Source organism: Primorskyibacter flagellatus, from assembly GCF_014638275.1.
Classification (GTDB): domain Bacteria; phylum Pseudomonadota; class Alphaproteobacteria; order Rhodobacterales; family Rhodobacteraceae; genus Pseudooceanicola; species Pseudooceanicola flagellatus_A.
Genome location: NZ_BMFJ01000004.1, coordinates 81,034 through 105,080, shown reverse-complemented (window position 1 = coordinate 105,080; position 24,047 = coordinate 81,034). Strand labels below are relative to the sequence as shown.

Below are 24,047 nucleotides of genomic sequence, written 5' to 3'. Positions count from 1 at the left end.
CAAGGATCGGGGAGCAGCATGCATATATATCTTTACGAGCCGCGCGCGGATCGTCTGAATGGACTCATGGCCGAACTCCGCTCCGCGCGGATGAAGCCGGTGCCGATCCAGGCCAACTTCTTCCGCGGCGAACTTGGGTTGCTGAACCGCGGAGGGCACGAGGACCGGCCCTTCCTGCTGGCGGAGAACCCCGACCTGCTGGACCAGATCGCCGCGCTCCGGGCCGCCGGATGCTCCAACCCGGTGCTGGTGATGCGTGACTTCCGCAACTCCCGGGATACCGCTGCCGCACTGGACGCGGGCGCCGACGACGACATCGTGATCCCGGTGAAATCGGTCGAGCTCAAGTCCCGCATCAACTCCATCACCCGCCGCTCTCACGGTCACGCCGCCGAAAGCGTCCAGGTCGGAGAGGTCACCGCCTATTTCGACGGCCGCGACCCCGAGATCTCGGGCCAGGTGGTCAAGCTGTCGCGCCGCGAACACGCGATTTTCCAGCAGCTCGTGCTGAACGCGGGCCGGGTCGTGTCCAAGGGCGCGATCTATGACGCGGTCTACGGCATGTCCGAGGAACAGCCTTTCGACAAGGTGATCGACGTCTACATCTGCAAGATCCGCAAGAAGATCGACCAGTCCGCGGAGTCCGGTCACAACTACATCGAAACGGTGCACGGGCGCGGCTACAAGTTCGCCCCCGCCCCCGAAGTCGCCGCCGCCCCGATGGCCCGCGCCGGCGGGATGTGACACCCCCCGATCCGCAAGATCGACGTCATCCTCGGACCCGATCCGGGGATCTCTCCCCTGCCCGCACGCTGTGCAGCACGTGATCCTCCGGTCTATCCCGAGGATCACGCAGCAAAGACATTACATGAAGTTCAGGAACGACAGCTGCGCCAGCCGTGCGGTGACGGCATAGCTCGCCTGCAGTTGCGTTTCGACCGAAGTCAGCTTGGTCGCCGCCACGTAGGGATCGACCGACTCCAGGTCCGAAATGTGCAGCGAATAGACGTCGCGCTTGGCCGACAGCCGCGTGGTCGCGTCCTCCACCTGCTTCTGCATGCTGCCCGTCCGGCTTTCCGCCGACAGCACCGCAGACACGCCCGAGCTCAGCGCCTTGGTCGCCGCGCCGACCCAGGCCTTGTAGGCATCGGGATCGGAAATCGTCGCCGGGTCACCGCTCGCGATCATCGCGAGACCCCGCATCAGGTCACGGAAACCCTGGTCGTTGGCCTGCACACCATAGTTGATCTCGAAATTATCATCGATCTGGGCGTTCAGTCGCGGGGTCGGCGTCGCGCCGGTCATCAGGGGCGAGCCGCTGTAGAACGTCTGTTCATAGGCCGTGGCCGGATCGCCGGGCGTGCCGTTGAAGACCGCGTCGACTTGCGCCAGCTTGGCCGCCGCATCCGCAGCATCGGTGATCCCGCCGCCGACGATGCCGGCCATCACGTCCGCCGGGCTGTAGCCGGTGGTGCCGTTCGCCTTGCCCCAGGTATTCACCGGGGTCTTGTCGCTCGCCACGCCGCCGAACAGGGATTTGCCGTTATAACCCGCATTCAGAAAGGAGGCGATCGTGTCATAGGCGTCACGCGCCAGATCCTTCATGTACTGCGGGCTGGCCGAGCTCGGGTCCTGGTTCGTCATCGCCATGGTCAGAACCTCTTGCGCGGCCTCGCGGACGTTCGACAGGGAGGTCGCCATCAGGTCCAGCCGGTTCTGCAGCAGGGTGTTCGACTCGATCCGGCCGAGCGTGCGCTCATAGGCGGCGCGCGTGCTCATCGCCTCGATCGAGCGTGACCCGAGCGCGGCATAGGGATCCGCGTGGCGACCGGTGGAAACCTCGACCTCCGCCTGCAGCATGAGCTTGGTCATGTCGGTCGTGGTGCGCTGCCGTGTCAGCAGGCTTTGCAGGGTGGAAACCGTCTGGACGTAGGAAATCATGTGTCAGGCCCTTCAGACGAGGTTCAGAAGCGTGTCGATCATCTCGGTCGCGATCTTCAGGGCCTGGGAATTGGCGTTGTAGGCCTGTTCCACCAGCTGAAGGTTCTGCAGTTCCGTGTCGATGTTCACGCCGTTGGCGTTGAGCCGCGCCGCCCGGTAGGTCTCGGCGCTGGCGGTATAGGCAGAGAGAGAGGATTCCGACGCCACCCGCCGCGCATGCTGCTGCGCGATGATGCCGTTGGTGAAATCCATCATCGTGGTGCTGGTCCCCTGCCCCGCCTGCGGATCGAAGGCGACGGAGGAGGAGAAGAAGTTCAGGAAGGCCAGAACCTGCGTGTTGTCCGAGGTCGCGCCGGGCGTCACCGCGCCAAGCCCGTCCCGGATCAGCGTCAGGTCCCCGCCCTGCCCCGGATCGGCGGCGGCGTTCACCCTGATCCGGCCCGCGAGGCCGGTGGCGTAGGTCGCCGACAGGGCAGAGCCGTTGTCGGTGAACAGGCCGGCCTGGCCGGGGGTAAGGCTGGCATCGGATCCCTCGAACCCCTCGATCAGGGCGCGGGCGATCTCGTCCAGTTCCAGCTGCTGCTGCGGCACGGTGGTGTTCAGAAGTTCGATATAGCCGGCAAGCGAACCCTGATCCGCACCACGCCGCCCGGCGCTGCCCGGCGTGATGTCGTCGGTCCCGGACATCAGCGTGCCGGTGGAGCGGTCGAAGCTCAGCTCGTTGACCAGCCCGGCGATGACCAGCGGCTGGCCTCCGGCGGAATGCACGTTGGCCCGCCCGTCGCCGTCATAGCGCACCTCGATCTGGATGACCTGCCCCAGCTTGTCCAGCTCCGCGGCACGGCGGTCCTGCAGGTTGGCATAGGTCGCGCTTCCCGGCACGGACTTGCCGATGTCGGCGTTGATGCGGGCGATTTCCTTCATCGCCGCATTGGCGGTCTCGAGATCCGTCTCCACGCCCTTCAGCGCGGTCTTGGACACCTGGGCCAGGGCCGAATTCGCGCTGCGCAGGGAGGCGGTGAGCGCCTTCGCGGCCAGCAGCACCTCCTGTTGCAGGCTTGAATCGCCCGGATCGTTCGACATCAGGCCAAGCTGGTTCTGGAACTTGGACATCAGGTTCGGCAGGCTGGACTCGCTGTCGATGGCGCCAAGCTGCGCGGAATAGACCGACAGGGCCGATGCAATCGCCGTCTGTTTCGCCGCATAGGCGGATTCCGTGCGGTAGAGCCCGTCCATGGTGTAGTCCATGGCCCGGTTGATCCCCATCACGTTGACCCCGCCGCCAACGGCCGAAGCGGTCAGCAGGGCCCGTCGCGAGTAGTTCTCGTTCTGGGAGTTGGCGATGTTCCCGGACACGATTTCCGCCTTGGCGGAATTGGCCAGAAGGCCGGACCGGCTTGAGAGGATCGCGGAGATGATGCTCATGGTGCTCTTGCCCCTGGGATCGGCTGCCCCGCGCCGGATCAGCCCGGCGCGGGACGGTCAGGTTCAGCGTTTCAGGCGGACGGTTTCGTCCAGCATCTCGTCCGCCGTCGTGATGATCTTGGCGTTGGACGAGAAGGCGCGCTGTTTCTGGATCAGTTCGGTCAGTTCCTCGGCGATGTCGACGTTGGAGCTTTCGATGGCTCCGCCGGTGATCTCGCCCGCGACACCCGTGCCTGCCTGCGCCAGGGTGAAGGCGCCGGAGTCCTCTCCGACGAGGAAGATGGAGTTGTCCGCCGTGAGCAGCCCGTTCGGGTTCGGCACCGTGGCCAGCGGGATCTGATAGAGCGCTCGGCGCATCCCGTTGTCGAAGATGCCGTAGACGGTGCCGTTCGCGCTGATCTCGGCCCGTGCCAGCGACCCGGACTGCGTGCCGTCCGCATTGCCGACCAGCGGGATGTAGTCGCCCGCGAACTGGTTGAGCCCGCTGAACGATCCCGGCGCACCCATGTCGACGGTGATGGTCTGGGGCGTGGTGCCGTTGTTGATCGTGATCGTCGCCTGCCCGGTCGTCGTGTCGAAGGCAAAGGCCGCCGGGGCCGTCGCGGTCGAGGTCACGCCGGAATAGCTGTTGATCGACCCGGCCATCGGGCCACTGTCGTTGAAGGTCGCGGTGAGCGACCCGTAGGTCGCGCCCTCGGCGTCCGTGACGTTCAGCGTCCATTCGTTTGCGGTCGAGGTCGGCTGCCACGAGAACTGCAGCCGCTCCGCCGCGCCGAGCGCGGTGAAGTATTCGATGGAGGACACGAACGGATCGCCCGGCGTCGCCACCCCGGTTTCCTGCGAAGGCAGGTTGCCGGACAGGGTCATCGCCGTGGTCGGGTTGCCGGCGATGGACATCTCGGCGATGCGCACCGTTTCAAGACCCGAGAACTGGTTGCGGTCGATCACGCCAAGCGACCCGGTCTCGTCATAGGGGAACCCGGCCAGGTAAAGCCCCGCTGCGTTACGCAGGTAGCCCATGCTGTCGGGCTGGAAGTCGCCCGCGCGGGTCAGGAAGTGCTGCGGTTCGCCGTCGCCGGAGTTCACTCCGCGCGTCACCGCGAAGAAGCCGTTGCCGGAAATCGCGAGGTTGGTCGCACTGGTGGTCGCCAGCTGCGTGCCGTCCTTGGTGTTCTGATGCGTGACCTCGGCCCGCACGCCCGACGCCTGTGCGCCCGCGGTCGGGATCGTCGACCCGGCCGTCAGCATCTGCGCGAAGCTGCGGCGGAAGCCGTAGGTGTCGGAGTTCGCGATGTTGTAGGAAATCCGCGACACTGCCTTGGAGTTGGCCATAAGACCGCTGACTCCAGACATCATTGCCTGTGATATGCTCATTATTGCCCCCGGTTTTTTTTGGTGGGTTTTGGTTTTGCCTCACCACCAATCTACGCGCGGGACTTTTCAGCAGAGTTAAAGAATTACGAATTTTGCAGGGGCGTGACATCTTGGCCCCATCTTGACGGTTCTATCGCTATTCTTCGCGACGGGCCTTTTATCGTTGGCTCAGTTCGTGCCCGGCACCACGGTTCCGACATTATCCATGGCTTCGGACGCGGAATTGATCCGCAACTTGGCCGTGTCCTGCCGCAGCGGCCACAGCTCTGCCGCCGGGTCGACCAGCCCCTCGGCGATGGCGGTCCACTGCGGGATCTCCGTCAGGTCGGGGAAGGCCTTCGACAGCGCGACGGTGGTGGAGAGGTCGGAGTTTCGATAGGCCGACAGCAGCAGCGGGATCGCGTCCTCCATCGGAAGCTCGTTGCCGATCAGGTCCCACATCTGCTGATAGGTCGCCTGCGCCTCGGCCCAGTCGGCCCGGTCGAAATGCGCCTTGGCCTTGATGCGCAGGAAGGACAGGCTCGGGTCGGCGATCTGCGTCTCAAGCACCGCCGCGGTCTGCCCGGTTTCGCTGTACAGCCGCGCCAGAAGCTGCGAGCGCTGGTTGTCCAGTTCCGGATCGGCCGACAGCAGCGGCTCTCGCAGGACCGACAGCGCCACGTCCATCTGCCCGCCCATGGACAGCGCGCGGGCCTGTTTCAGGCGCAGCTCGTCCAGCCGCTGATCGTCGACCTCCGCCAGCCCGAGGTCGCGCGCCACGGCAAGATGATCGTGCACCGCCTCGTATTCCTGCGCCGCCACCAGCGTGGACCCGACGGCAAGGAAACGGTTGGCGAACCGCTCCGACTGCGCGTCGAAGCCGGGTTCGAACCGGAAGTCGGGGGCGATGGTGCGATGCGCGGTCAGGAAATCGGACAGCGGCATCTTGCCCGTCGCGCCCTCCTCATAGACCTCGGCGATCAGGGCACGGGCCTTCTGGCGGGACAGACCGGCCTCCGGCGCGGCGGGGAACCGGTCGATGATGGTGCCGTAGGTGTGAATGGCCGCCACCCGGTCGCCGCTCGCCTGATCCAGCGCGGCAAGGTCGGTCAGCACGGCTAGCGCGTAATCGTCCCCGCGCCACAGGTTGCTTTCCCGCGCCAGCAGGTCGCGCGCCTCGGGAATGGTCAGCAGATTGTTGGCGAGCCCAAGCGACACGATGGCCATGCGTGCCCGATGCCCGAAAAGGTCGTTTTGTTCCCCGGCGAGCGCATAGCTGTCGAAGGCCGCCAGGATGTCGTGCCCCGCTTCCGCCGCCCGGCCAAGCAGGTAGCGAAAGGCGCTGCCCTGCGCCATGCCGGGATGCTTGCGGAACTCCAGCGCGAAATCACGGGCGATGCGCCACTGCTCCGTCGCGATCGCCGCCTCCAGCAGACCGGGCAGCACCACCGCCTGATAGCCCGAGGGCAGGCGGCTCAGCTTGTCCCGCACCACGCCAAGCAGGTCCGCGCTGTCGGTGAACCGCCGCTCCTGCACCGCCTTCAGCGCGACGAACACCATCTGGTCGGGCCATTCCGCGTAGCCCTGTTCCAGCATCGCCTGCGCCGCCGCCGTCAGCGGGGTCCCGCGCGGGTCGACGATGCCAAGCGCCAGTTCCAGCGTGGCGCGGCGCAGGGACTGGGTTTCCGACAGGTTCGCCGCGTCCAGCCCCTGAAGCACCGAAAGCCCCTCCGGCGCCATGCCATACTGGTAGTGCAGCCGCGCCAGCATCAGCAGCGCGTCGGACGTCGCCGCGCTCATGCCCCACTGGGCCGAAGGCCGGCCAAGCGCCACCGCCAGCCCCTCCGTGATCGCCTGCCGCTGCTCGACATAGTCCCGGTCGGGCTTCTGCGGCTGGTAGAGCATCTGCGCCGGCACCGTCCAGTCCATGACCGGCGGGGCCAGATGCGCCATTTGCTCCTGTATGGTCATGGGGGGGGCGGTGCCCTGCGCCGGCTCCGGCGGGGTCTCTGCAAGACCCGGATCGGCAAGAACTGTGCAGATCAGGGAAAAGGATATGCAAAGAGAACGGCGCAATTATTGACTTCTGTTCTTGGAGGTGCTTCTATCTTTCCAAGAAAAACGCCGCTTCCGCAAGAAAAGAAAATGGATAGGCGGCGATCTGGGACCGGGCAGAGGACCACAGAGATGGACAATACCACGTATGTGGCCTTGTCGCTGGCGCGCGCCATGCAGCGCGACCTCGACGTGACGGCGAACAACATCGCCAACGCCAACACAGCCGGATTCAAGGCCGAGAGGGTGATCTTCTCCTCCTACCTCTTTCCCGACGACGGGGCCGAGGTCGGTGAGGGCACCAACTTCGTCGTCGATCAGGGGTCTTACCTGGACGAGGCGCAGGGCGCGCTGACCAAGACCGACAACCCGCTCGACATCGCGGTGAAGGGCGACGCATTCCTCGCCTACACCACGCCGGAAGGTCAGACCGCCTATGGCCGCGACGGCCAGCTCGCGCTCGACAAGGACGGCTATCTGGTCACCATCGCCGGGTCGCGCCTGCTGGACGAAAGCGGGACGGAGATCCAGATCCCCGCGAACTCCGGCAAGATCATCATCTCCGTCGACGGCACCATCGCCTCCGAGGAAAACGGCGTCATCGGCAAGATCGGCCTCTTCGACCTGCCCGACATCCAGTCCTACATGCGGCTCGGCAACTCCATGCTGGTGCCGCCGCCGGGACAGGCCAGCATGGCCCGTATCGCCGAAGGGTCGGAGGTCGCGCAGGGCTCCATCGAGATGTCGAACGTCGCCCCGATCACCGAGGTCACGCGGCTGATGATGATCCAGAAGGCCTACGAACAGGCCACCAAGCTGATGACAACCGAAGACGACCTGCGCCGCGACCTGCTGCGCCGTCTCGGCAGCACAACAGGATAGGATGAGGTAGAGACATGAAAGCCCTTGGCATCGCCGCAACCGGCATGATGGCGCAGCAGACCAACGTCGACGTCATCTCGAACAACATCGCCAACGCCTCCACCACGGGGTTCAAGTCGGCGCGCGCCTCCTTCCAGGACCTGCTCTACGAGAACCAGCAGCGCGAAGGCGCCCCGACCTCGGCCCAGGGCACCTACCTGCCTGTCGGCATCGACATCGGCCTCGGCGTGCGCACAGCCGGGACCAACCGGCTGAACACGCAGGGCGGGCTGCTCCAGACGGAGAACCAGACCGACCTCGCGATCGAGGGGCGCGGCTACTTCATGGTCAACATGCCCGACGGCACGACCTCCTACACCCGCGACGGCAACTTCCGCCTGAATGCGGAGGGGCAGATCGTCACGCAGCAGGGCTACGAGGTGAACCCCGGCGTGGTCGTCCCCGCCGACACCACCCAGATCGAGATCAGCGAAACCGGGATCGTCTCCGCCTATATCGGCAATGATCCCTTCCCGGTCGAACTGGGCCAGGTCTCCCTCGCCACCTTCATCAACGACGCGGGCATGAAGCCGCTTGGCAACAACCTGCTGGCCGCCACCGTTGCCTCGGGCGACGCGACCCAGGCCAATCCGGGCGATCCGGCCGTCGGCATCCTGCGGCAGGGCTATCTGGAAAACTCCAACGTCAACATCATCCAGCAGATCACCGACCTGATCTCGGCGCAGCGCGCCTACGAGATGAACTCCAAATCCATCGAAACCGCCGACCAGATGATGTCCACCGCCAACCAGATCCGGTAAGCCATGAGATTTCTCTACTACCTCTCCGTCGTCCTGATCGTCTTTGTCCTGCCCGCCGCCGTGCTGGCCGAGGACGTGAAGATGCTGATCGAGGAAAGCGCCCGCGACAAATACGGTCCCGAGCTTCCCGACGACGCGGGGTTCCACATCACCGTTCCCGCCGGCACGCCGGAACAGGCGGTGATGCTCTCGGCCTTCTGGATGGATAAGGACACCGGCCAGTACCTCGCCAATGCGGTGGCCGAGGACAGCAGCGTCATCCGCCTCGCCGGGCTCGCCATCGCGACGCTGGACGTGCCGGTGCCGCTGCGGCGGATGCAGCCGGGCGACAAGATCACCGCGGCGGACCTCGGCTCCGTCGAGCTGCCGCTCGCCCGCATCGGCAGCTTCACCGTCACCGACCGCGAAGACCTTGTCGGCATGCAGGTGCGCCGCATGCTGACGCAGGGGCGGCCCGTCATGACCCAGTCCATCGGCCAGCCGATCATCATCGGTCGCGGCGCGCGCATCTCGATCCGCTACAACGACGGCCTGCTCGCCCTCACCGCGCCCGGAAAGGCGCTGGACGATGCCCACAAGGGGCAGGAAGTCCGCATCGTCAATCTCGTCAGCAATACCTCCCTCACCGGCGTCGCCGTCAGTGACGGGATCGTGGAGGTCACCCGTTGAAGTCCCCCCTGCCCCGCCTCGCCGTATCGGCCCTGGCGCTTGTTTCGGTCGCCGCCTGCGCCCAGAACCCGTTTGACCGCGACCCGAAGATCTCGGGCGTTGAGATGTCGCCCATGTCGATGCCCGAGGTCGCGCGCGTGCAGGTCCCCATGCCGCCCCCCGAAGCGCCCCGCATTCCCGAACGGGGTGAGGCGTCGTCCCTCTGGCAGCGCAATTCCGCCGGGTTCTTCGCCGATCAGCGCGCCACCAAGGTCGGCGACATCCTGACGATCAACATCGAAATCGACGACAACGCCCGCCTCGCCAACGCCTCCGACCGCGAACGCTCCGGGTCGAGCGAATTCGCCAAGCCGGGGTTCTTCGGCTACGGCGGCAAGCTGCACAAGCTGTTGCCCGGCGTCGGCCCCGCCGATCTGGGCGACAACCTGGTCGAAACCTCCTCGAGCACACAGGCCAGCGGTTCCGGCACGATCAACCGCAACGAAAAGATCAACCTCAAGGTCGCCGCGCTGGTGGTCGAAATGCTCCCGAACGGCAACATGGTCGTCGCGGGCCGGCAGGAGGTGAAGGTGAACGAGGAACTGCGCGAACTGCGCGTCGCCGGCATCATCCGGCCGCAGGACATCGCGCTGAACAACACCATTCCCTACGAGAAGATCGCCGAGGCGCGCATCACCTACGGCGGCGAAGGCAGCCTCTCCCGCCAGCAGCGGCGGAGCTATGGGGAAGACGTGGTTGACATAGTCTTGCCCTATTAACTCTCACTTATTGCCCCGGTTCGATAAAAGTCTCGCCTTGATCCGGATGCATACCGACACCCGAGAGCAACCCTCCCAGGTGTCGAACGATGAAGAAATCCGTCCTGATTCTTGCTGCCGTCCCCGTGATCGGGGGCCTTGGCGGTTTTGGCGCCGGTCAGTTCCTCAAGGGCGACATGGCCACCGCCGCCCCGGCGCATCAGGTTGCCGAACCGCTCAGCCCGGCCGAAGGCGTCCTGCACGACCTCGCCGGAGAGGAACAGCTTCACGCGCCGGAGGTCTCGCAGAACGAACGCCACGGCGCGCTGGAACCGGATGACGGCCATGGCGCACGGTTCTACCCGGCCGCGATGACGCATGAGGACACCGCCGAAGACCACGCGCAGGCCCATGCCGCGCCGCAGTCCGGCATGCACCGCATCGACCCCGCCCTGATCGAGGCCTACCGGACCGACCTCGCCATGACCAAGGCGAAGGACGAGGCCCGCCGCAAGCTGGACGAAAAGATCGCCGCGATGGACGCGAAGGGCGAACAGACCACCGCGCATCCCTCGCTCCTGCCCGTCGAAACCGAAGCCGCCATCGCCGCGGATGCGATCAAGCGGATCGAGGCCTCCCCGGATCACGTCGTGAAGCTCGGCCGGATGACCGTGCCGGTCTACAAGGCCTCCAAGGTCACCTATTTCGTCGCGGACTTCGGCGTCTCCGTCACCGATCTCGACCAGGCCAGCCACTATTACGACGGTCAGAACGCCGCCCGCCTGCGCGACCAGATCATCGCGACCATGCATGTGGCCGCCGAAAACCAGCTGATGCGCGGCGACGACGTGGACAGCGAAAAGCTGGCCGCACGGGTGGCAGAGGACCTGCGCGCGAAATTCGCCGGGGTCGAGGATTTCCTCTTCCTGTCGCTCTACAAGACAGACGTGCCGCGCGGCTGATTACTCGACCGAGGCGACCAGCATCGCCAGCGCGGTTTCCCCGTTCGACAGGTGCAGCAGGGACTGCCCGGCCTGTAGCGTCAGCCGTTCGACCGTGGACTTGGTGTAGGGTTCCGCCTCCACCGCCTCGCCCTCCGCATCGGTCGCGACGATCTCCACCTCGTAGATACCGTCCTCGGCCTTCTGCCCGTCCGAGGTCAGCCCGTTCCACGGCACCGAATGCAGCGTCGCGCCATCGGTCGCCAACCCGTCCAGTTCGGCCACCGTCACCCCGGCGCTGTTCTTGATCAGCGCCTTCACATCCTGCGCGGCGGTGTCCAGCACGTAGTCGAAGCTGCCGGAGCCCGAGATCAGGTCGAACAGCTTGCCCGGCACCGACACCTCGCGCCCGATCAGGCCCAGGTCGTTGGTCAGCCCCGAATTGTACAGCCGCGAGGCGATCGACTCGAGGTAGGAGTTCGTCTGGATCGACTGCTCCACCTGGCTCAGCTGCGCGAGCTGCGTCACGAAGGTCGAACTGTCCATCGGTTCCAGCGGGTCCTGGTTGGTCAGCTGCGCGGTCAGCAGGGTCAGGAAGCTCTTGTAGTCGTTCTGAAGCTTGTTCGACGCGACCGACGATGCGCTCTGCGTGGCAGAGGTGATGCCGTTGACGGTTTCGACCATGGGGGCCTCCTCAGGTCAGGATGTTCAGGCGGCCGTCCTCGACCACCTCTTGTTCGGGCTGCGGCTGCTCCTCCTCCTCCGGCGCGGCGGCACGGGGGGCAGAGGGGGCGGCGGGGTCCTGCGCCAGCGGATTGCGCCGCTGGCCAAGGTCCTCGAAGCTCATGGAAGAGTTGTCGACCGACGCGCCGCCATCCCGCAGCAGCCCGGCCAGCATGTCGCGGTCCGACCGCATCGCGTTCAGCACGGCGGGATTCTCGGCGCGCAGCACGACCCGCAGGCGGCCGGTTTCATCCGGCGCGATCTCGATCTCCAGCCGGCCGAGCCCCTGCGGCGACAGTTCGATACGCGTCGTGCCTTCGTTGAAGGACACGCCCCGGATCTGCCCGGCGAGGTTGCGCGCAAGGCCCTGGTTCGGGTCGGGCGTCTGCGACGGGGCGGGCACCGGGGCGACCGGCGCCATGTGGATCTGCGGCGCGGGCGCGGCGGACTGAGGGGTGGCCAGGATCGCCTGTATCTCGGGCGGCAGGCCCTTGTCGCCGGGGGCCGCCACGACCTGTGCCAGAACGATGCGCAGCGCATCCGGCAGGGGCGCGGCCTGTACCTGGGTCTGTACTTGGGCCTGTACTTGGGTCTGTGTCTGTACCGGACCGGGCGAGGACGCCTCCTGAGCATCCGTCACCACCTCCGCAGCGACAGCCAGCGTCCCGGTCTTCTCGACCGACTTCACCGCGTCGCCGACCGGCACGGCAGCAGGCGTCGCCGCCGCAACGACCGGCGCCGCTGCCGCGTCACCCGCGACGGGAACCGCGCCCGGGATCCCGGCCTGCGCTGTGACCGGGACACCCGGCTGCGCGGCCACCACGCCCGCATCCTCAAGCAGAACACCCGCCGCCTGCACCAGCAACGACCCCGGTTCCGCCAGCGCAGCCGTATCGAGCGGGCCGAGCACCTGCATCAGATCCGCCACCGACAGCCCCGCCTCCTTCAGCGCGCCGTCCAGCTGCGTCAGCACCCCGCGCGCCCAGTCGTTCAGCACCGCGCCCGGCTGGATCACACCGTCGGGAAAGGCCTCTGCCAGGCTCTCCTGCGCCTCGCTCCGGATCTTGCCGATCAGCGCGGCCAGCTTGCCCGCCTTGCCCTCTGCCGCGGTTTCCGACGCCGGGGCCTCACCCCCGAGCGCCTGCGCCAGAAGCGCGGCAAAGGGCGACTCCGCCCCGACCGAACCCTTGCCGGCCGCCTTGCCCGCCTGGGCCTGCACCCCGGCCCCTATCGAGAAAATATCAACCATCAGCCCAACATCGCCCTGTGAAAACCGTTTTCCAAAAGTACCCGCCGCAATCTCTGCATCGCCCGCCGTTCCACCTGCCGCAGCCGGTCGCGGGTCATGTTCATCGCCTCCGCCAGATCCTCCAGCGTCTCCGGCACGGCCTGCAGGCGGCGGCGGCGGATCACCTCCGCCTCGTCCGCGTCCAGATCGGCCATCGCCCGGTCGATCAGGTGGCACTGCGCCGCATGCTGCGACTCCGCCGCCGCCGACTCCTCCGGCGTCAGGTCGGCGCTCACCAGCACGTCCATCACCGTGCCCTCGCCGACCCGCGCATCCAGAGGCACCACGCCCTGCAGCGCCATGCGGACGATGTGATCTTCTTCGCCCCGCCGCTGCGCCCCCGCCACCCGCGGAGGCACGTCGATCACCGTCCTGATGCGCGCAGAAGCCGCCGAGATCCCGTTCATAACCCACCACGCCGCATAGGTACCAAAGCGCACATCCTGCGTGCGGTCGAAACTGTCGGCGGCCCGGATCAGTCCGATGATCCCCTCCGCCGCGAGGTCTTCGAGATGTGCGGGATTGTCCGTCCGCCGCGCCGCCATCGACCAGGCCTGCCGGGCGTGCGACCGAAGCAGAAGCTCCAGCGCCACGCGGTCGCCATGGTCCTGCCAGCGCAGGATCGCGTCCCGTTCCTCGTCTGCCGCAAGCAGCGGTACCTGTGCCGCCGCCCGCATGGTGTTGGGCATCATTGTGCCGGCTTTCCCTGCCAAAAAAGCAAGGACAGGAAAGCACAGTTTAACAATTCTTTGAAGAATTGTTTGATTTACAGAAGGTTAAAAAGCCTAGTTTTTGTGGGAATTCCGGGACTTTGCATCGGAAATCCTTGGGGACAGGCCAATTTCGGCGGAAACCACCTGCCCGACATGCTCCATCCAGTCGTCGAACGGCCGCGTTCCGCCCTGCGCCAGCATCAGCCGCGCGGGCACCGCTTCGGCCCCGTTCAGCGTGAAACTCGCGTCCAGCGCGCGCAGGTAGCGCAGCAGCGAGGGGCGGCGCAGGAAATCCGGCCTGTCGAACAGCCCGCAGGTATCCGCCCCGGCACGCCGCGCGCCCGACCAGTAGGCGCCAAGCGACGCGGCGAGGCCAAGCCGGAACTCCGCCGCGTCCAGTCCCGAATGGCGGAACCCGCTCGCCTCCACCAGCCGGTCATAGGACGCGGCCATGGCGAACAGCGCGTCCGTCTCGCGCTCCATCGGGAACAGCCCGGTGCGCAGGACGGACAGCAGGATCTCCGCCAGGATCATGCCCGCGTCATAGGACACCGGACCGGCGGATCCGCCGTCACGCAGGATCACCAGCGCGCCGTAAGGCACGTCCAGCCCCAGTTCCTCCGTCAGTACGTCGCCAAGCGGCAGGGCGGGCATCATCTCCGCATCGTCCATCCGCACGGTGACCCGGTCGTCCCCCGCATCCGTCGTCAGCAGAACATGGTGTACCGGCAGAAGCGCACGGAGTTGGCGCGACAGAGCTTGTGCCTCTCCGCCGCGCGCCGCCCGTATGCGGCCCATCCAGATGTCTTCCAGTAATCTGTCCTGGCCCATGCCTGTACCCCAATATCTAGTGGGTCGAAGCTACAATTAGGTTGGCCATCTTGAAAGTAATCTATCGGACAGGGCTTGCCGAAATGTGGGGATAACTTTTGCGTGCGCCGCTATATCTAGCGGTATCCCACATCAGCACCACAGGACAAGCCCTTTGCAGGGCGGCGTTCTTGCCCGCCCCTGCCGCTGTGGACAAATCGCCCCGCGCCGGGCGTCAGAAATCGGGCAGATCGGCACGAAAAAGGGCCGGACACCCCCGCCCGGCCCCAAATCCACGCTTTTCCGATTCGCAAATCACTCTTTCGGCGGCACCGGCTCCGGATAGGCGAGCAGGACAGAGATGCGCCGATTCTCCGCCGCCTCCGGATCCGCCGGGTTCAGCGGCTCGGTCGAGGCGAGGCCCGAAATCCGCTTGATCCGCGCCGGCGCGACCCCGGTGTCGATCAGAACCCGGCGCGTCGCATTGGCCCGGTCCGCCGACAGCTCCCAGTTGGAATAGCCGAGGTTGTTGGCGAAGGGCACGGCGTCGGTGTGGCCGGTGATGACGATGTCGTTCTCCATGTCCATGATCGCCTCGCCGATGATGCGCAGCAGGTCGCGGGTGCGGGTGTCGACGCGGGCCGATCCACGGGTGAACATCGACCGCCCCTCCTTGTCCATGATCTGCACCAGCAGCCCGTCCGAGGTGCGGTCGAACCGCAGGTTCTCCCCAAGGTCGGACAGGTCGGTGCGCTCCTGGATGTGCTGTCGGATCTCGTCCTCCAGCCGGGTCATGTTCTCCGCCCGCTCTTTCACCTCGGCCTGGTACTGCTCGATATTGGCCTGCTCCGCGGCGATGCGCTCCGCCTCGCTTTCCTTCTGCTCCTGCTGCTTTTCGACCATGGTGCCGTCGGGCTGCTGTTCATACTCGACGATCGCCTCGGTCTCCGTGTCGCGCAGGCGGCTGTCGAAGACGGCAAGCGGGTTCTCCATCCCGAAGGTCGGCAGGCGGGTGTCGCCCTCGGGCGAATTCGACCCGCCCTGATCCCCGTTCGACGCGATCACCGTGCCGTCCAGCATCCCCTGCCCCCGGCCGCCCGACTGGGACAGCGACGGGGTGAAGTAATCCGCCAGCCCGCGCAGCGCCTCCTCGTCCGACGCGGCGAGGATCCAGAGCAGCAGGAAGAAGGCCATCATCGCGGTCATGAAGTCCGCGTAGGCCACCTTCCAGCCGCCGCCGTGATGTCCGCCGCCTGAAACTTCTTCGACCTTCTTGATGACGATCGGTGCGTTGGTTGCCATGGCTCAGGGCCTCCCGGTCAGGACATGCTCTCGTCGCTGTCCTGTTTCTGGACGGCGCGGTCGTACTTGCCGAAACCGGCCTGCTTGGCGTGGCTGGCCTTCTTGCGGGAATAGCTTGGCGCCACCAGCGGGAAGTCGGCGGGCAGGCTGAACATCGTGCGATATTCCGCCTCCGTCAGCCCGTGTTCCGCGCCGAGATGCCGCTTCAGCATCTTGAAGCCCCGCCCGCAGCACAGGCAGTAGACCTTGTCCTCGGTGACCGCGCGCTCAAGCGGAAGCGCGGGTGCGGCAGAGGACGCGGCCGGCACCGGTGCCTCCCCCGCGTCTTCCATCAGCTTGTTGTAAAGGTCGACGATCGCGTCCGGAGTCGCGTCCGGTCGCGCCGCGAAGGACGCGACGATCGTTGCGATCATGTCCTTCCTGGATTGGTCTGCCATGCCTGTCCTCAATCACTGCCATCAGGGGCCATGTCCGGTCTAACCGCCGGCTCCGGCCCTCTTGTTGTCCTGTCCTTTACCCATGGCGCGCCTGACGGACGGCGCGACGCCGTGCCAGGTAATTGGCCGCGATCATGGGGTATTCGGGTGGCAGCCCCCATCTTGTCCGGTACTCCTCCGGCGTCATCCGCAGCGTCTGCAGCAGGTGGCGCCTAAGCAGGACCTGGCGTGTCCCGGTTTCCAGGCAGATCAGGAAATTCGGGGTCACGCTGTCTTCGATCCGCACGGCAGGTCGCAGGGCGGACCCGGTCTGCCCGGCAGAGCGCAGCGAACGAGAAGCCGATGCCAGCCACGCCAGCATCCCCTTTCCGTCCCATCTTCCGATCCGCCGGAGTCCCATCATCAGTCCCTTGTCGCGCGCTGATCCGCGCCGTGCTGAGCAAGAAATAGCCCATCAAGGTTAAAGGGGGTTATACGTTGCGCTTTTTTCATGACCCGGCCAAGATCTGTTGCGGAAAGGTCAAGGACACACGGTCTGACGCATCATGGACAGGGGTTTGTCCCACTGGCCCAGCTTCTCCTGCCGGTAAAGGGTCAGGTTGCCGTACCAGGGGTCCCGCGTGCCTTCCAGCCCCCAGTACCACATGCATTCCGACCCGGTCGGGATCAGCACATGAGTATCGGGATGGCCAAGCGCACCGGCGACATGCGCCGTCGTGTTGTCGATGGTCAGCACCCGGTCCATGGCCGCGACCTGCGCGAAGAACCCGGCAAGATCCTTCATCTGGTCGATCTCAGGATCCTGCAGGATGGTGACGCCGGGCCGCGCCTTCTGCGCCGCCTCGATCGCCACCTTGCAGTCGCCGTACTGCAGGTTCACCACCAGCGCCCCTTCCGGCACCGACTCCAGCAGGTCCATCAGCTTCACCGACCGCAGGTGCCCCATCATCGATCCGGAGGCCCAGGCGACCCCGATCACCGGCCCGCCTTTCGCCAGCCTGTCGTACTTGTCGCGCAGGTGCTGCATCCGGGCCATGTCCGGGCTCAGCCAGCCGCCCTGATGCGCCGCGCGGTCCGCCGGGTCGATATAGCGGACGAGGTCGCCGATATAGACCAGCTGCTTCGGCGTGACCTGCTGCGGTTCCGAGGTAAAGATCCGCCGGTCGATCACGTCGAAGCCAAAGCCGTTGCCCGCCAGCCCCTTCACCAGACGCGCATCCGTGACCAGCGACATCGCCACCCTGGCGGTATCGACCGGGGCGACCTTCAGCAGCGACAGAAGCGCCAGCTGGTCGCCGATCCCCTGCTCGCCGATCCAGACGATCCTGTCCTGCGCGGACAGGTTCTCGGGCGCGGAGTTTTCATAGGGAATATAGCGTCGCGCCCCGACCTCCAGCCGGTTGGAGAACTGCTCGGACCCCTGCGCGAAATCGCCCCGCCGCATCAGGTAGGCGCCATAGGCCTTGGCGACCTTCAGCGGAGTGCCGGTGACATGCATGCCCTCGACATAGGCGGCGTCGGCCTCCGGCTCGCGCCCCAGATCCTGCAGGATGTTCGCCACCACGCCGCGCATCTCGCCATAGCGTTCGGCACTTGCGAATTCATAGCTCTCCGCCAGCTCCAGCGCCGCTTCGGGCCGGCCGGTCAGGCGCATCAGCAGCACCTTGTAGACCGCAACGGTATCGCGATCCTGCGTCTTCGGATCCGCCAGCAATTCGTCGGCCAGCTGCTCCGCTGCCTCGTGGCGGCGTCCATAGACCAGCCCGCGCAGACGGCCGATGCGATAGATCTCGGGCTCCGGCGACAGACGCCACGCCCGGTCCAGCCAGTAGGCGGCCTTGCCGGTCTCCTCGATGTCGATCAGCATTTCCGCCAGCCGCAGACACAGATGCGCGTCGTTCAGGTCCGCGATCACCGGCGCGACGATCTCCGTCGCGGCCTGGATGCGGCCCATCTCCGACATCAGCTCCATGTAGAGCGCGATCAGCCCCTTCTCCGTCGCCCCCGCGGCAAAGGCACGGGCCGCGACCTGCACCGCCTGTTCCGGCTGGACCTGCAGCACATGCGCCTTGGCCAGTCCGACCAGCGCGGCGGATTCACTGGGCGCGAAGTCCAGCGCGCGCTGGAAGAACGCCTCCGCCGTCGCACCCTCGCGCTGTGCAAGCGCCGCGCCGCCCATGACGATCCAGGCGTGCACGGACTTCGGATGGCTCAGTGTGATCGGATGCGCCAGCTGCACCGCCTTCATGACGTTGTTCTGGCCAAGCGCCTGGTAGGCCTCGTGCAGGTCGAGGGATTCCTGCCCCTTGATCCCGTAGGCCTTGGCGGCCTTGGCGATCATGACGCGGCGATCCTTGCGGGACAGGGCTGTATCGGTCATGTCACTCCTTCGGCACTGCGAAATAGTCGATGGTGTTGATGTAGGGGGTGCTGTCCACGATCCGGTAACCGGCCTGCTTGCACCACGTCTGCGCAAAGCCGAGCATGTTCTCGCGCTTCACCTCGACCCAGATAACCGGCCTGTTGCGCTCGATCACCCCGGCCGCGCCTTCCAGCACGTCGAACTCCATCCCCTCGGCATCGATCTTGATGAAGTCCACCGGCGCATCACCCATGAGCTCGTCGAGACTGCGTGTCTCGATCCCGCCCTCGTCGTCCTGAACAAGGAAGGTCGCGCCGAGGTTGTCGGCATTCTCCGTCTGCGTCCGGAACCGCCCGTTGCCCCGCCCCGCGCCGTACCCCATGCCGCGCCGGTCGATATAGCCGTCGATGCCGTTGACCTGGATATTGTCCTCGAGGATCGCCAGCGCCTCGGGGTTCGGCTCGACCGGATAGATCCGCGCCGGGTTCAGGTGCTTGCCGTACCAGACGACGTGATTGCCGATGTTCGCGCCGACCTCCACGATGCTGGGATTGTCGGACTTCAGCAGGCGGCGCAGCTTCTCCAGCGACCCGGCCTCGAAGAACCGCCCGCTCGCATGCTCGCTCTGGATGATGTCGGTCGGGTTGGTCAGACGCATCCGCGCCTCGGTCGCGCCGGCGGCGTCGCGCAGGTCGACATAGATCCGCGACCCCCGCAGTTCGTCGCGCCACTGATCCGTCACGCTGACCGACCAGTCCCGCCCGGTGGCCCCGCGCGGACCGGACGAATGTTCGCCCTGCCGGTTGATGTAGAAAATCTCGGGCCGCTTGGCGCAGCGGTACTCCCGCCACAGCGCGAAGTAATACTTGAAGTCCTCGCCCGCGTTCATCTCCGGATCGAACCCGACCGCGGCGGCACAGGCGGTACGCACGAAATGCCCGATGTTCAGCGAAAGATACGGCGGATAGGCCAGAAGGTCGTCCCGCGTGTCCAGGCTCGCGGGCTGCTCCTCGCGCAGGTCCATGTCCCTGTCGTCGCGGGTGGTGCAGATCAGGCCCCAGACCGCATCCAGATCCGGCTCCGCCGCGATGACCTTGCCGAAGACCTCGAACGCATTCGGGGTGATCCGGTCGTCCGCGTCGAGGAAGAACACCCAGTCCACCCCCGCCCCGAGCGCCTGCTTCAGCGCATCGTTGCGGCGGTTGGACCGGCCGTGTTCGCCCTTCGTGTCGTCCATCACGTAATGGTCGATCTCGGTGAACGGGCCCATGCCATAGGCCTTCGCGACCCCGAGCGAGGCCCCGCTCACTCCCGCGACATGCGCCTCATGCCCCGGACCGACCGGCGTGATGACGGCGCATTTCATCGGCTGGCCCCCTGCGCCGCCTCTCGCGTCATCGTGCCCAGAAGATCAAGCGGCGTGCCAAGACGCCGCGTCACCTCGGGATCCTCCGCCGTCGCCTCGGATCCGCCAAAGATCGACCAGTCCGCGCCAAGCTGCTGGCCGTTCTCCTGCGCCGTGGACAGCAGCGCTCCGGTGATCGCGCCGACCCCGATCAGCGCCAGCATCGCCGCGCGCAGCGGCGTCACCACCCGGCGCAGCAGCGGCTTGGGTTTCGCCTCCAGCGGCTTCCACCCTTCGATCTTGCCACCCGGCGCGATGAAGACGCCCTTGGCCGTCACAGTGACCTCGCCATGGCGCGCGAACTGCTGGAACCGCCGCACCAGCGACGCCGGGAACTGCTCCACCGGCACGTCCAGCACCGCGGCATCACCGGGCCGCCAGCCCGACAGCACCTCGCGCGGGATCATGAAGCGCGAGAAGTCGTCGCGGAACAGCACCTCGTTCACCCGCACGGGCACCGTGCGCACGCTCATCCGGTCGCGCGAGATCACGATGCGGATGCAGTCGTCCTGCTCGAACAGCTGGCCGTCGAAGAAATGGCATTCGTCCCGCCCCAGACCGTCCGCCGGAACATAGCCGGTCGGGAACTTCGGCTCCGGCGCGGGGGCGGCGACGACCACCGGCTCGGGCTTGGGCTTCTTCAGTCCGCCCATGGACAGCCGCAGCCGCGGACGCACCGACGCCGGACGCGCGCCATTGGCGGCACGGGTCGCCACCAGCGGCGCGGCGGTGGCAAAGGTCGTGGCGGCGGCGGTGATCTCTCCGACCTCGCGATGGCGGAAGGCGGGGGTGATGACCTCCGCCGTCTTGCGGGACTCCGGGCGCTTCATCGTCTCCGGATCCAGACCCTGTTCCAGCGCGAACCGGTAGTTGATCGCGTAATCCGTCGCGGTTTCCGGCAGGTCGTACAGACCCGCGACCAGCGACAGCATCTTCTGTTCTTCCGAAAACAGCACCTTGCGCGTCGGGTAGCCCTTGATCTCGGGCACCACGATGAACTTGCCAAGCGGACGCTCCATGACCGAGGCGACCTTGCGCAGCACCCCGCGCCCCTCGGCCTGGTGATAGGCGATGACCTCGCAGCCGCCCGACTCGTCCAGGCACAGCACCACGTTCATCTCGTCCGGCCATTCCGCGAAGACGCCAGCCAGTTGATCCGCCTCGAGGAAGTACGCCAGTTTGTCCGGTCGCTGCATCAAACCGCCCCATCCATAGCAAGAAACAATCGCCATCTATTCTTGTTTATACTTGATCCCGTGTCAATTATACATATGGTGAAATCCAACAATCCCGAACAAATCGGGCAGCAGCAAGCACAGGTGATCTCACATGACGTTGTTCCTCGGACTGGCGATGGTCTTCGGCCTTGTCTTTGGCGGCTTCATGCTGTCCGGCGGCAAGATGGACATCGTGCTGCACGCCCTGCCCTACGAAGGCATGATGATCATCGGCGCCTCCGTCGGCGCGCTGGTCATCGCCAACTCCTTCTCGATCCTCAAGAAGGCGGCCGGCGGCGTCGGCAAGGTCATCAAGGGCAACAAGTGGAAGTCGCAGGACTACAGCGACATCCTCTCGCTGATGTTCGAACTCACCCGCATCTACAAGGCCAAGGGGATCCTCGCGCTCGACGACCATATCGAGAACCCGGATGCGTCCGAGATCTTCGGCCGCTATCCCAAGATCAAGAAGGACCACTTCGCGCTGGACCTGATCCGCGACAGCTTCCGCATGCTCTCCATGCAGTTCGACGACAAGTACGGCACCGAAGACGTCATCAACCGCAAGATCAAGAAGCATCACCACGAGGCGCTCGAATCCGCCCACGCCATTCAGGCCATGGCCGACGGCCTGCCCGCCATCGGGATCGTCGCGGCCGTTCTCGGCGTCATCAAGACGATGAGCTCCATCGACCAGCCGCCCGAGGTTCTGGGCGCAATGATCGGCGGCGCGCTCGTCGGGACCTTCCTCGGCGTGTTCCTGGCCTATTGTATCGTCCAGCCGATCGCCGGCCGCCTCACCCAGATCGAGGAAGAGGACGCCGCGATCTACAACGTCATCCGCGATATCTTTGTCGCCATGGTCGCCAGCCACCCGCCCAACATCTGCATCGAGATCGGCCGCGGCAACATCCCCTCCCGCATGCAGCCCGACTTCTATCAGGTCGAGGCCAGCCTCAAGGAACTCCCGGCAGCATGATCCGCGCCACTCTCCTTGCGATTGCGATATCGGGGTCCCTCGCGGGCCCCGTTTTCGCAGCGGGCGGCGGCAGCGAGGAGTCCAAGCCCGAGGGCGGCGACGATCCTTTCGCCCCCGTCCGCGCGACCTGGCCCGGATCCTACGTCGCCCTGCCCCAGGACGTCCTGACGAAGATGCGCAACAAGATCCTCGAACAGCGCGGCGAAACATCCGACGGCGCGCACGGGGAAAAGAATGCCGGGGGTCACTGATGTCCGCCAAACGCCGCCGCGCCCTCGCCCTAATGGAACGGCTCCGCGGGCTCGACATCGACCAGGTCTCGCGCGAGATGGCGGATGCGCGGTCCCAGATGGAAAAACTCCGCAAGGCCCGCGACGAACTGCGCGAGAAGATGCAGCGCGAACGCGAGGTCTCAAGCATCGAAGCCCAGCCCTACGTCGCCGACTTCGTTCAGGCCGTGACGCAGCAGATCCGGCGGATCGAGGCGAAAATGCGCGAAATAGACCCTGTTCTGCGCCGCCACGAAGACCGGCTGCGCGACCTATACCGCGAACAGAAGGTCTATGAATCGGTCCGACTGCGGGATCTGCGTGAAGAACGCCGCGCCCAGGAAAAACGCGAAATGCAGGAGATGGAGGAGCTCACGATCCTCCGCTGGAACCGCTGAATGTGGTTATTCGACCCCAGATAAGTGTCTAAACCAAGGATAGACCACCAATCCTTGCAGATTCCTCTTGCCCGAATCTGGAAACTCGCCCATCAAATTACGCAAAGAAGCGATAAGAACGGCAAAATCCGTAACAACCGGATGCGTAAGAGGGGCCAGCAGCCATGCGCCGTCACGAACGGATCGACAGACTTGTCGGTGAACATGCCGCCCGGCTCTCCGAGCGGCTCCAGCAGCACCGCGCCCAGCTTTTTCCCCCGAACGCCCGGAAAGAGATGCGCAAGTTCGCCGCCGGTGAGGTCGCCGACCTGCTTGGCGTGAAGGACAGCTATCTCCGCAAGCTCCACCTCGACGGCAAGGCGCCGGACGTGGAAATGCGCGGCAACGGCCGCCGGTACTATACCTCCGAAGACATTCAGGCGCTGCGGGTCCAGCTGGAAAAGGGCGCCAAGGTGCCCGGCACCTACAGGCCCGGTCGTCGGGATGGCGATCACCTTCAGGTTGTGACGGTCATCAACTTCAAGGGCGGTTCCGGCAAGACGACCACCGCCGCGCATCTCGCCCAGAAGGCCGCGCTCGACGGGTACCGCGTGCTCGCCATCGACCTCGACCCGCAGGCCTCGCTCTCTGCCCTGCACGGGTTCCAGCCGGAATTCGACCTGCTCGACGGCGGCACCCTTTACGACGCGATCCGCTACGAAGACCCCTGCCCGCTTCGGGACGTGATCCAGAAAAGCTACTTCACCAATCTCGACATCATCCCCGGCAATCTCGACCTCATGGAGTTCGAATATGACAGCCCGCGCGTGATGACCGAACGCTCCGGTTCCCTTTTCTTCACCCGTGTCGGCGACAAGCTGGCGGAGGTCGAAGCCGATTACGATCTGGTCGTGATCGACTGCCCGCCGCAGCTTGGATACCTCACCATGTCCGCCCTGTCCGCCGCCACCGCCGTGCTGGTCACCGTGCATCCCCAGATGCTCGACGTCATGTCGATGTGCCAGTTCCTGCTGATGACCTCCAACCTTCTCGGGGTGGTTTCCGACGCCGGCGGCAACATGGATTACGACTGGATGCGCTATGTCGTGACCCGCTATGAACCCGGCGACGGGCCGCAGAACCAGATGGTCAGCTTCATGCGCTCCATGTTCGGGGAACATGTGCTGAACCACACCGTACTGAAATCCACTGCGATTTCCGACGCGGGCATCACCAAGCAGACACTCTACGAAGTGGAAAAAAGCGCCTTCACCCGCACCACCTACGACAGGGCCCGCGAAAGCCTGGACGCGGTGAACGGGGAGATCGAGGCGCTGATCCAGCAGGCATGGGGACGCTGAC

Annotated in this window: 24 protein-coding genes; 10 read left to right on the top strand and 14 right to left on the bottom strand. The window is 65.7% G+C overall.

The features are described from left to right. Positions 1-18 precede the first annotated feature (18 nt). Positions 19-744, top strand: coding sequence for a response regulator transcription factor (locus tag IEV87_RS21100; RefSeq protein ID WP_188479709.1), 726 nt, complete (start codon positions 19-21; stop codon positions 742-744). Between the two features lie 120 nt (positions 745-864). On the opposite strand, the gene IEV87_RS21095 is transcribed toward IEV87_RS21100, so the two are convergent. From IEV87_RS21095 to IEV87_RS21080, 4 genes are all read right to left on the bottom strand, one after another. Then, on the bottom strand, positions 865-1,941 hold the full coding sequence (locus IEV87_RS21095) for a flagellin (protein ID WP_188479708.1): 1,077 nt from the start codon (positions 1,939-1,941) through the stop codon (positions 865-867). Between the two features lie 12 nt (positions 1,942-1,953). Continuing rightward, a complete protein-coding gene (flgK, locus tag IEV87_RS21090; protein WP_188479707.1) occupies positions 1,954-3,366 on the bottom strand; it encodes a flagellar hook-associated protein FlgK in 1,413 nt (470 codons plus the stop codon). A 63-nt stretch (positions 3,367-3,429) separates the two neighbouring features. Beyond that, entirely contained in the window at positions 3,430-4,740 is a 1,311-nt protein-coding gene (locus IEV87_RS21085) for a flagellar hook protein FlgE (protein WP_188479706.1), read from the bottom strand. 168 nt (positions 4,741-4,908) lie between these two features. Next, positions 4,909-6,672 (bottom strand): hypothetical protein, encoded by a 1,764-nt coding sequence (locus IEV87_RS21080; protein ID WP_188479705.1) that lies wholly within the window; start codon positions 6,670-6,672, stop codon positions 4,909-4,911. 234 nt (positions 6,673-6,906) lie between these two features. On the opposite strand from IEV87_RS21080, the gene flgF reads away from it, so the two are divergent. From flgF to IEV87_RS21055, 5 genes are all read left to right on the top strand, one after another. Beyond that, positions 6,907-7,656: a flagellar basal-body rod protein FlgF gene (gene flgF / locus IEV87_RS21075; RefSeq protein WP_188479704.1), complete on the top strand. Its 750-nt coding sequence runs from the start codon at positions 6,907-6,909 to the stop codon at positions 7,654-7,656. Positions 7,657-7,670: 14 nt separating this feature from the next. After that, positions 7,671-8,456, top strand: coding sequence for a flagellar basal-body rod protein FlgG (flgG, locus tag IEV87_RS21070; protein ID WP_188479703.1), 786 nt, complete (start codon positions 7,671-7,673; stop codon positions 8,454-8,456). A gap of 3 nt (positions 8,457-8,459) precedes the next feature. Continuing rightward, positions 8,460-9,125, top strand: a complete 666-nt coding sequence (gene flgA / locus IEV87_RS21065; protein ID WP_188479702.1) for a flagellar basal body P-ring formation chaperone FlgA — start codon at positions 8,460-8,462, stop codon at positions 9,123-9,125. Further along, entirely contained in the window at positions 9,122-9,883 is a 762-nt protein-coding gene (locus IEV87_RS21060) for a flagellar basal body L-ring protein FlgH (protein WP_229737754.1), read from the top strand. Before flgA ends, IEV87_RS21060 begins: the two co-directional genes overlap by 4 nt. An 89-nt stretch (positions 9,884-9,972) precedes the next feature. After that, a complete protein-coding gene (locus tag IEV87_RS21055; RefSeq protein ID WP_188479701.1) occupies positions 9,973-10,824 on the top strand; it encodes a hypothetical protein in 852 nt (283 codons plus the stop codon). Here the strand turns inward: IEV87_RS21055 and IEV87_RS21050 are convergent, their stop codons facing one another. The 10 genes from IEV87_RS21050 to IEV87_RS21005 form a co-directional block, all read right to left on the bottom strand. After that, positions 10,825-11,487 (bottom strand): flagellar hook assembly protein FlgD, encoded by a 663-nt coding sequence (locus IEV87_RS21050; protein ID WP_188479700.1) that lies wholly within the window; start codon positions 11,485-11,487, stop codon positions 10,825-10,827. A gap of 10 nt (positions 11,488-11,497) precedes the next feature. Further along, positions 11,498-12,775 carry a flagellar hook-length control protein FliK gene (locus tag IEV87_RS21045; RefSeq protein ID WP_188479699.1) on the bottom strand — a complete coding sequence of 426 codons (1,278 nt, stop codon included), beginning with the start codon at positions 12,773-12,775 and terminating at the stop codon, positions 11,498-11,500. Next, positions 12,775-13,506, bottom strand: coding sequence for a sigma-70 family RNA polymerase sigma factor (locus IEV87_RS21040; RefSeq protein ID WP_188479698.1), 732 nt, complete (start codon positions 13,504-13,506; stop codon positions 12,775-12,777). The genes IEV87_RS21045 and IEV87_RS21040 overlap by 1 nt, the downstream gene beginning before the upstream one ends. Positions 13,507-13,599: 93 nt before the next feature. Further along, positions 13,600-14,358 (bottom strand): hypothetical protein, encoded by a 759-nt coding sequence (locus IEV87_RS21035; RefSeq protein WP_188479697.1) that lies wholly within the window; start codon positions 14,356-14,358, stop codon positions 13,600-13,602. Positions 14,359-14,652: 294 nt separating this feature from the next. Continuing rightward, positions 14,653-15,639, bottom strand: a complete 987-nt coding sequence (locus IEV87_RS21030; protein ID WP_188479696.1) for a flagellar motor protein MotB — start codon at positions 15,637-15,639, stop codon at positions 14,653-14,655. A gap of 17 nt (positions 15,640-15,656) precedes the next feature. Further along, the gene (locus IEV87_RS21025; RefSeq protein ID WP_188479695.1) at positions 15,657-16,076 is read right to left on the bottom strand and encodes a MucR family transcriptional regulator; all 420 of its coding nucleotides are present in this window, start codon (positions 16,074-16,076) and stop codon (positions 15,657-15,659) included. Between the two features lie 76 nt (positions 16,077-16,152). Further along, positions 16,153-16,479, bottom strand: a complete 327-nt coding sequence (locus IEV87_RS21020; RefSeq protein WP_188479694.1) for a MucR family transcriptional regulator — start codon at positions 16,477-16,479, stop codon at positions 16,153-16,155. A 117-nt stretch (positions 16,480-16,596) separates the two neighbouring features. Continuing rightward, entirely contained in the window at positions 16,597-18,456 is a 1,860-nt protein-coding gene (locus IEV87_RS21015) for a tetratricopeptide repeat protein (protein ID WP_188479693.1), read from the bottom strand. 1 nt (position 18,457) lies between these two features. Then, positions 18,458-19,804, bottom strand: coding sequence for an FkbM family methyltransferase (locus tag IEV87_RS21010; RefSeq protein WP_188479692.1), 1,347 nt, complete (start codon positions 19,802-19,804; stop codon positions 18,458-18,460). Beyond that, positions 19,801-21,039 (bottom strand): hypothetical protein, encoded by a 1,239-nt coding sequence (locus IEV87_RS21005; protein ID WP_188479691.1) that lies wholly within the window; start codon positions 21,037-21,039, stop codon positions 19,801-19,803. The genes IEV87_RS21010 and IEV87_RS21005 overlap by 4 nt, the downstream gene beginning before the upstream one ends. Before the next feature lie 133 nt (positions 21,040-21,172). On the opposite strand from IEV87_RS21005, the gene motA reads away from it, so the two are divergent. From motA to repA, 4 genes are all read left to right on the top strand, one after another. Beyond that, complete coding sequence (gene motA, locus IEV87_RS21000) at positions 21,173-22,039, top strand: flagellar motor stator protein MotA (protein WP_188479690.1); 867 nt, start codon at positions 21,173-21,175, stop codon at positions 22,037-22,039. Beyond that, positions 22,036-22,290: a hypothetical protein gene (locus IEV87_RS20995; RefSeq protein WP_188479689.1), complete on the top strand. Its 255-nt coding sequence runs from the start codon at positions 22,036-22,038 to the stop codon at positions 22,288-22,290. Before motA ends, IEV87_RS20995 begins: the two co-directional genes overlap by 4 nt. After that, the gene (locus IEV87_RS20990; RefSeq protein WP_188479688.1) at positions 22,290-22,706 is read left to right on the top strand and encodes a flagellar FliJ family protein; all 417 of its coding nucleotides are present in this window, start codon (positions 22,290-22,292) and stop codon (positions 22,704-22,706) included. Before IEV87_RS20995 ends, IEV87_RS20990 begins: the two co-directional genes overlap by 1 nt. A gap of 164 nt (positions 22,707-22,870) precedes the next feature. Continuing rightward, complete coding sequence (repA, locus tag IEV87_RS20985; RefSeq protein WP_188479687.1) at positions 22,871-24,046, top strand: plasmid partitioning protein RepA; 1,176 nt, start codon at positions 22,871-22,873, stop codon at positions 24,044-24,046. The last annotated feature ends 1 nt before the right edge of the window (position 24,047 follow it).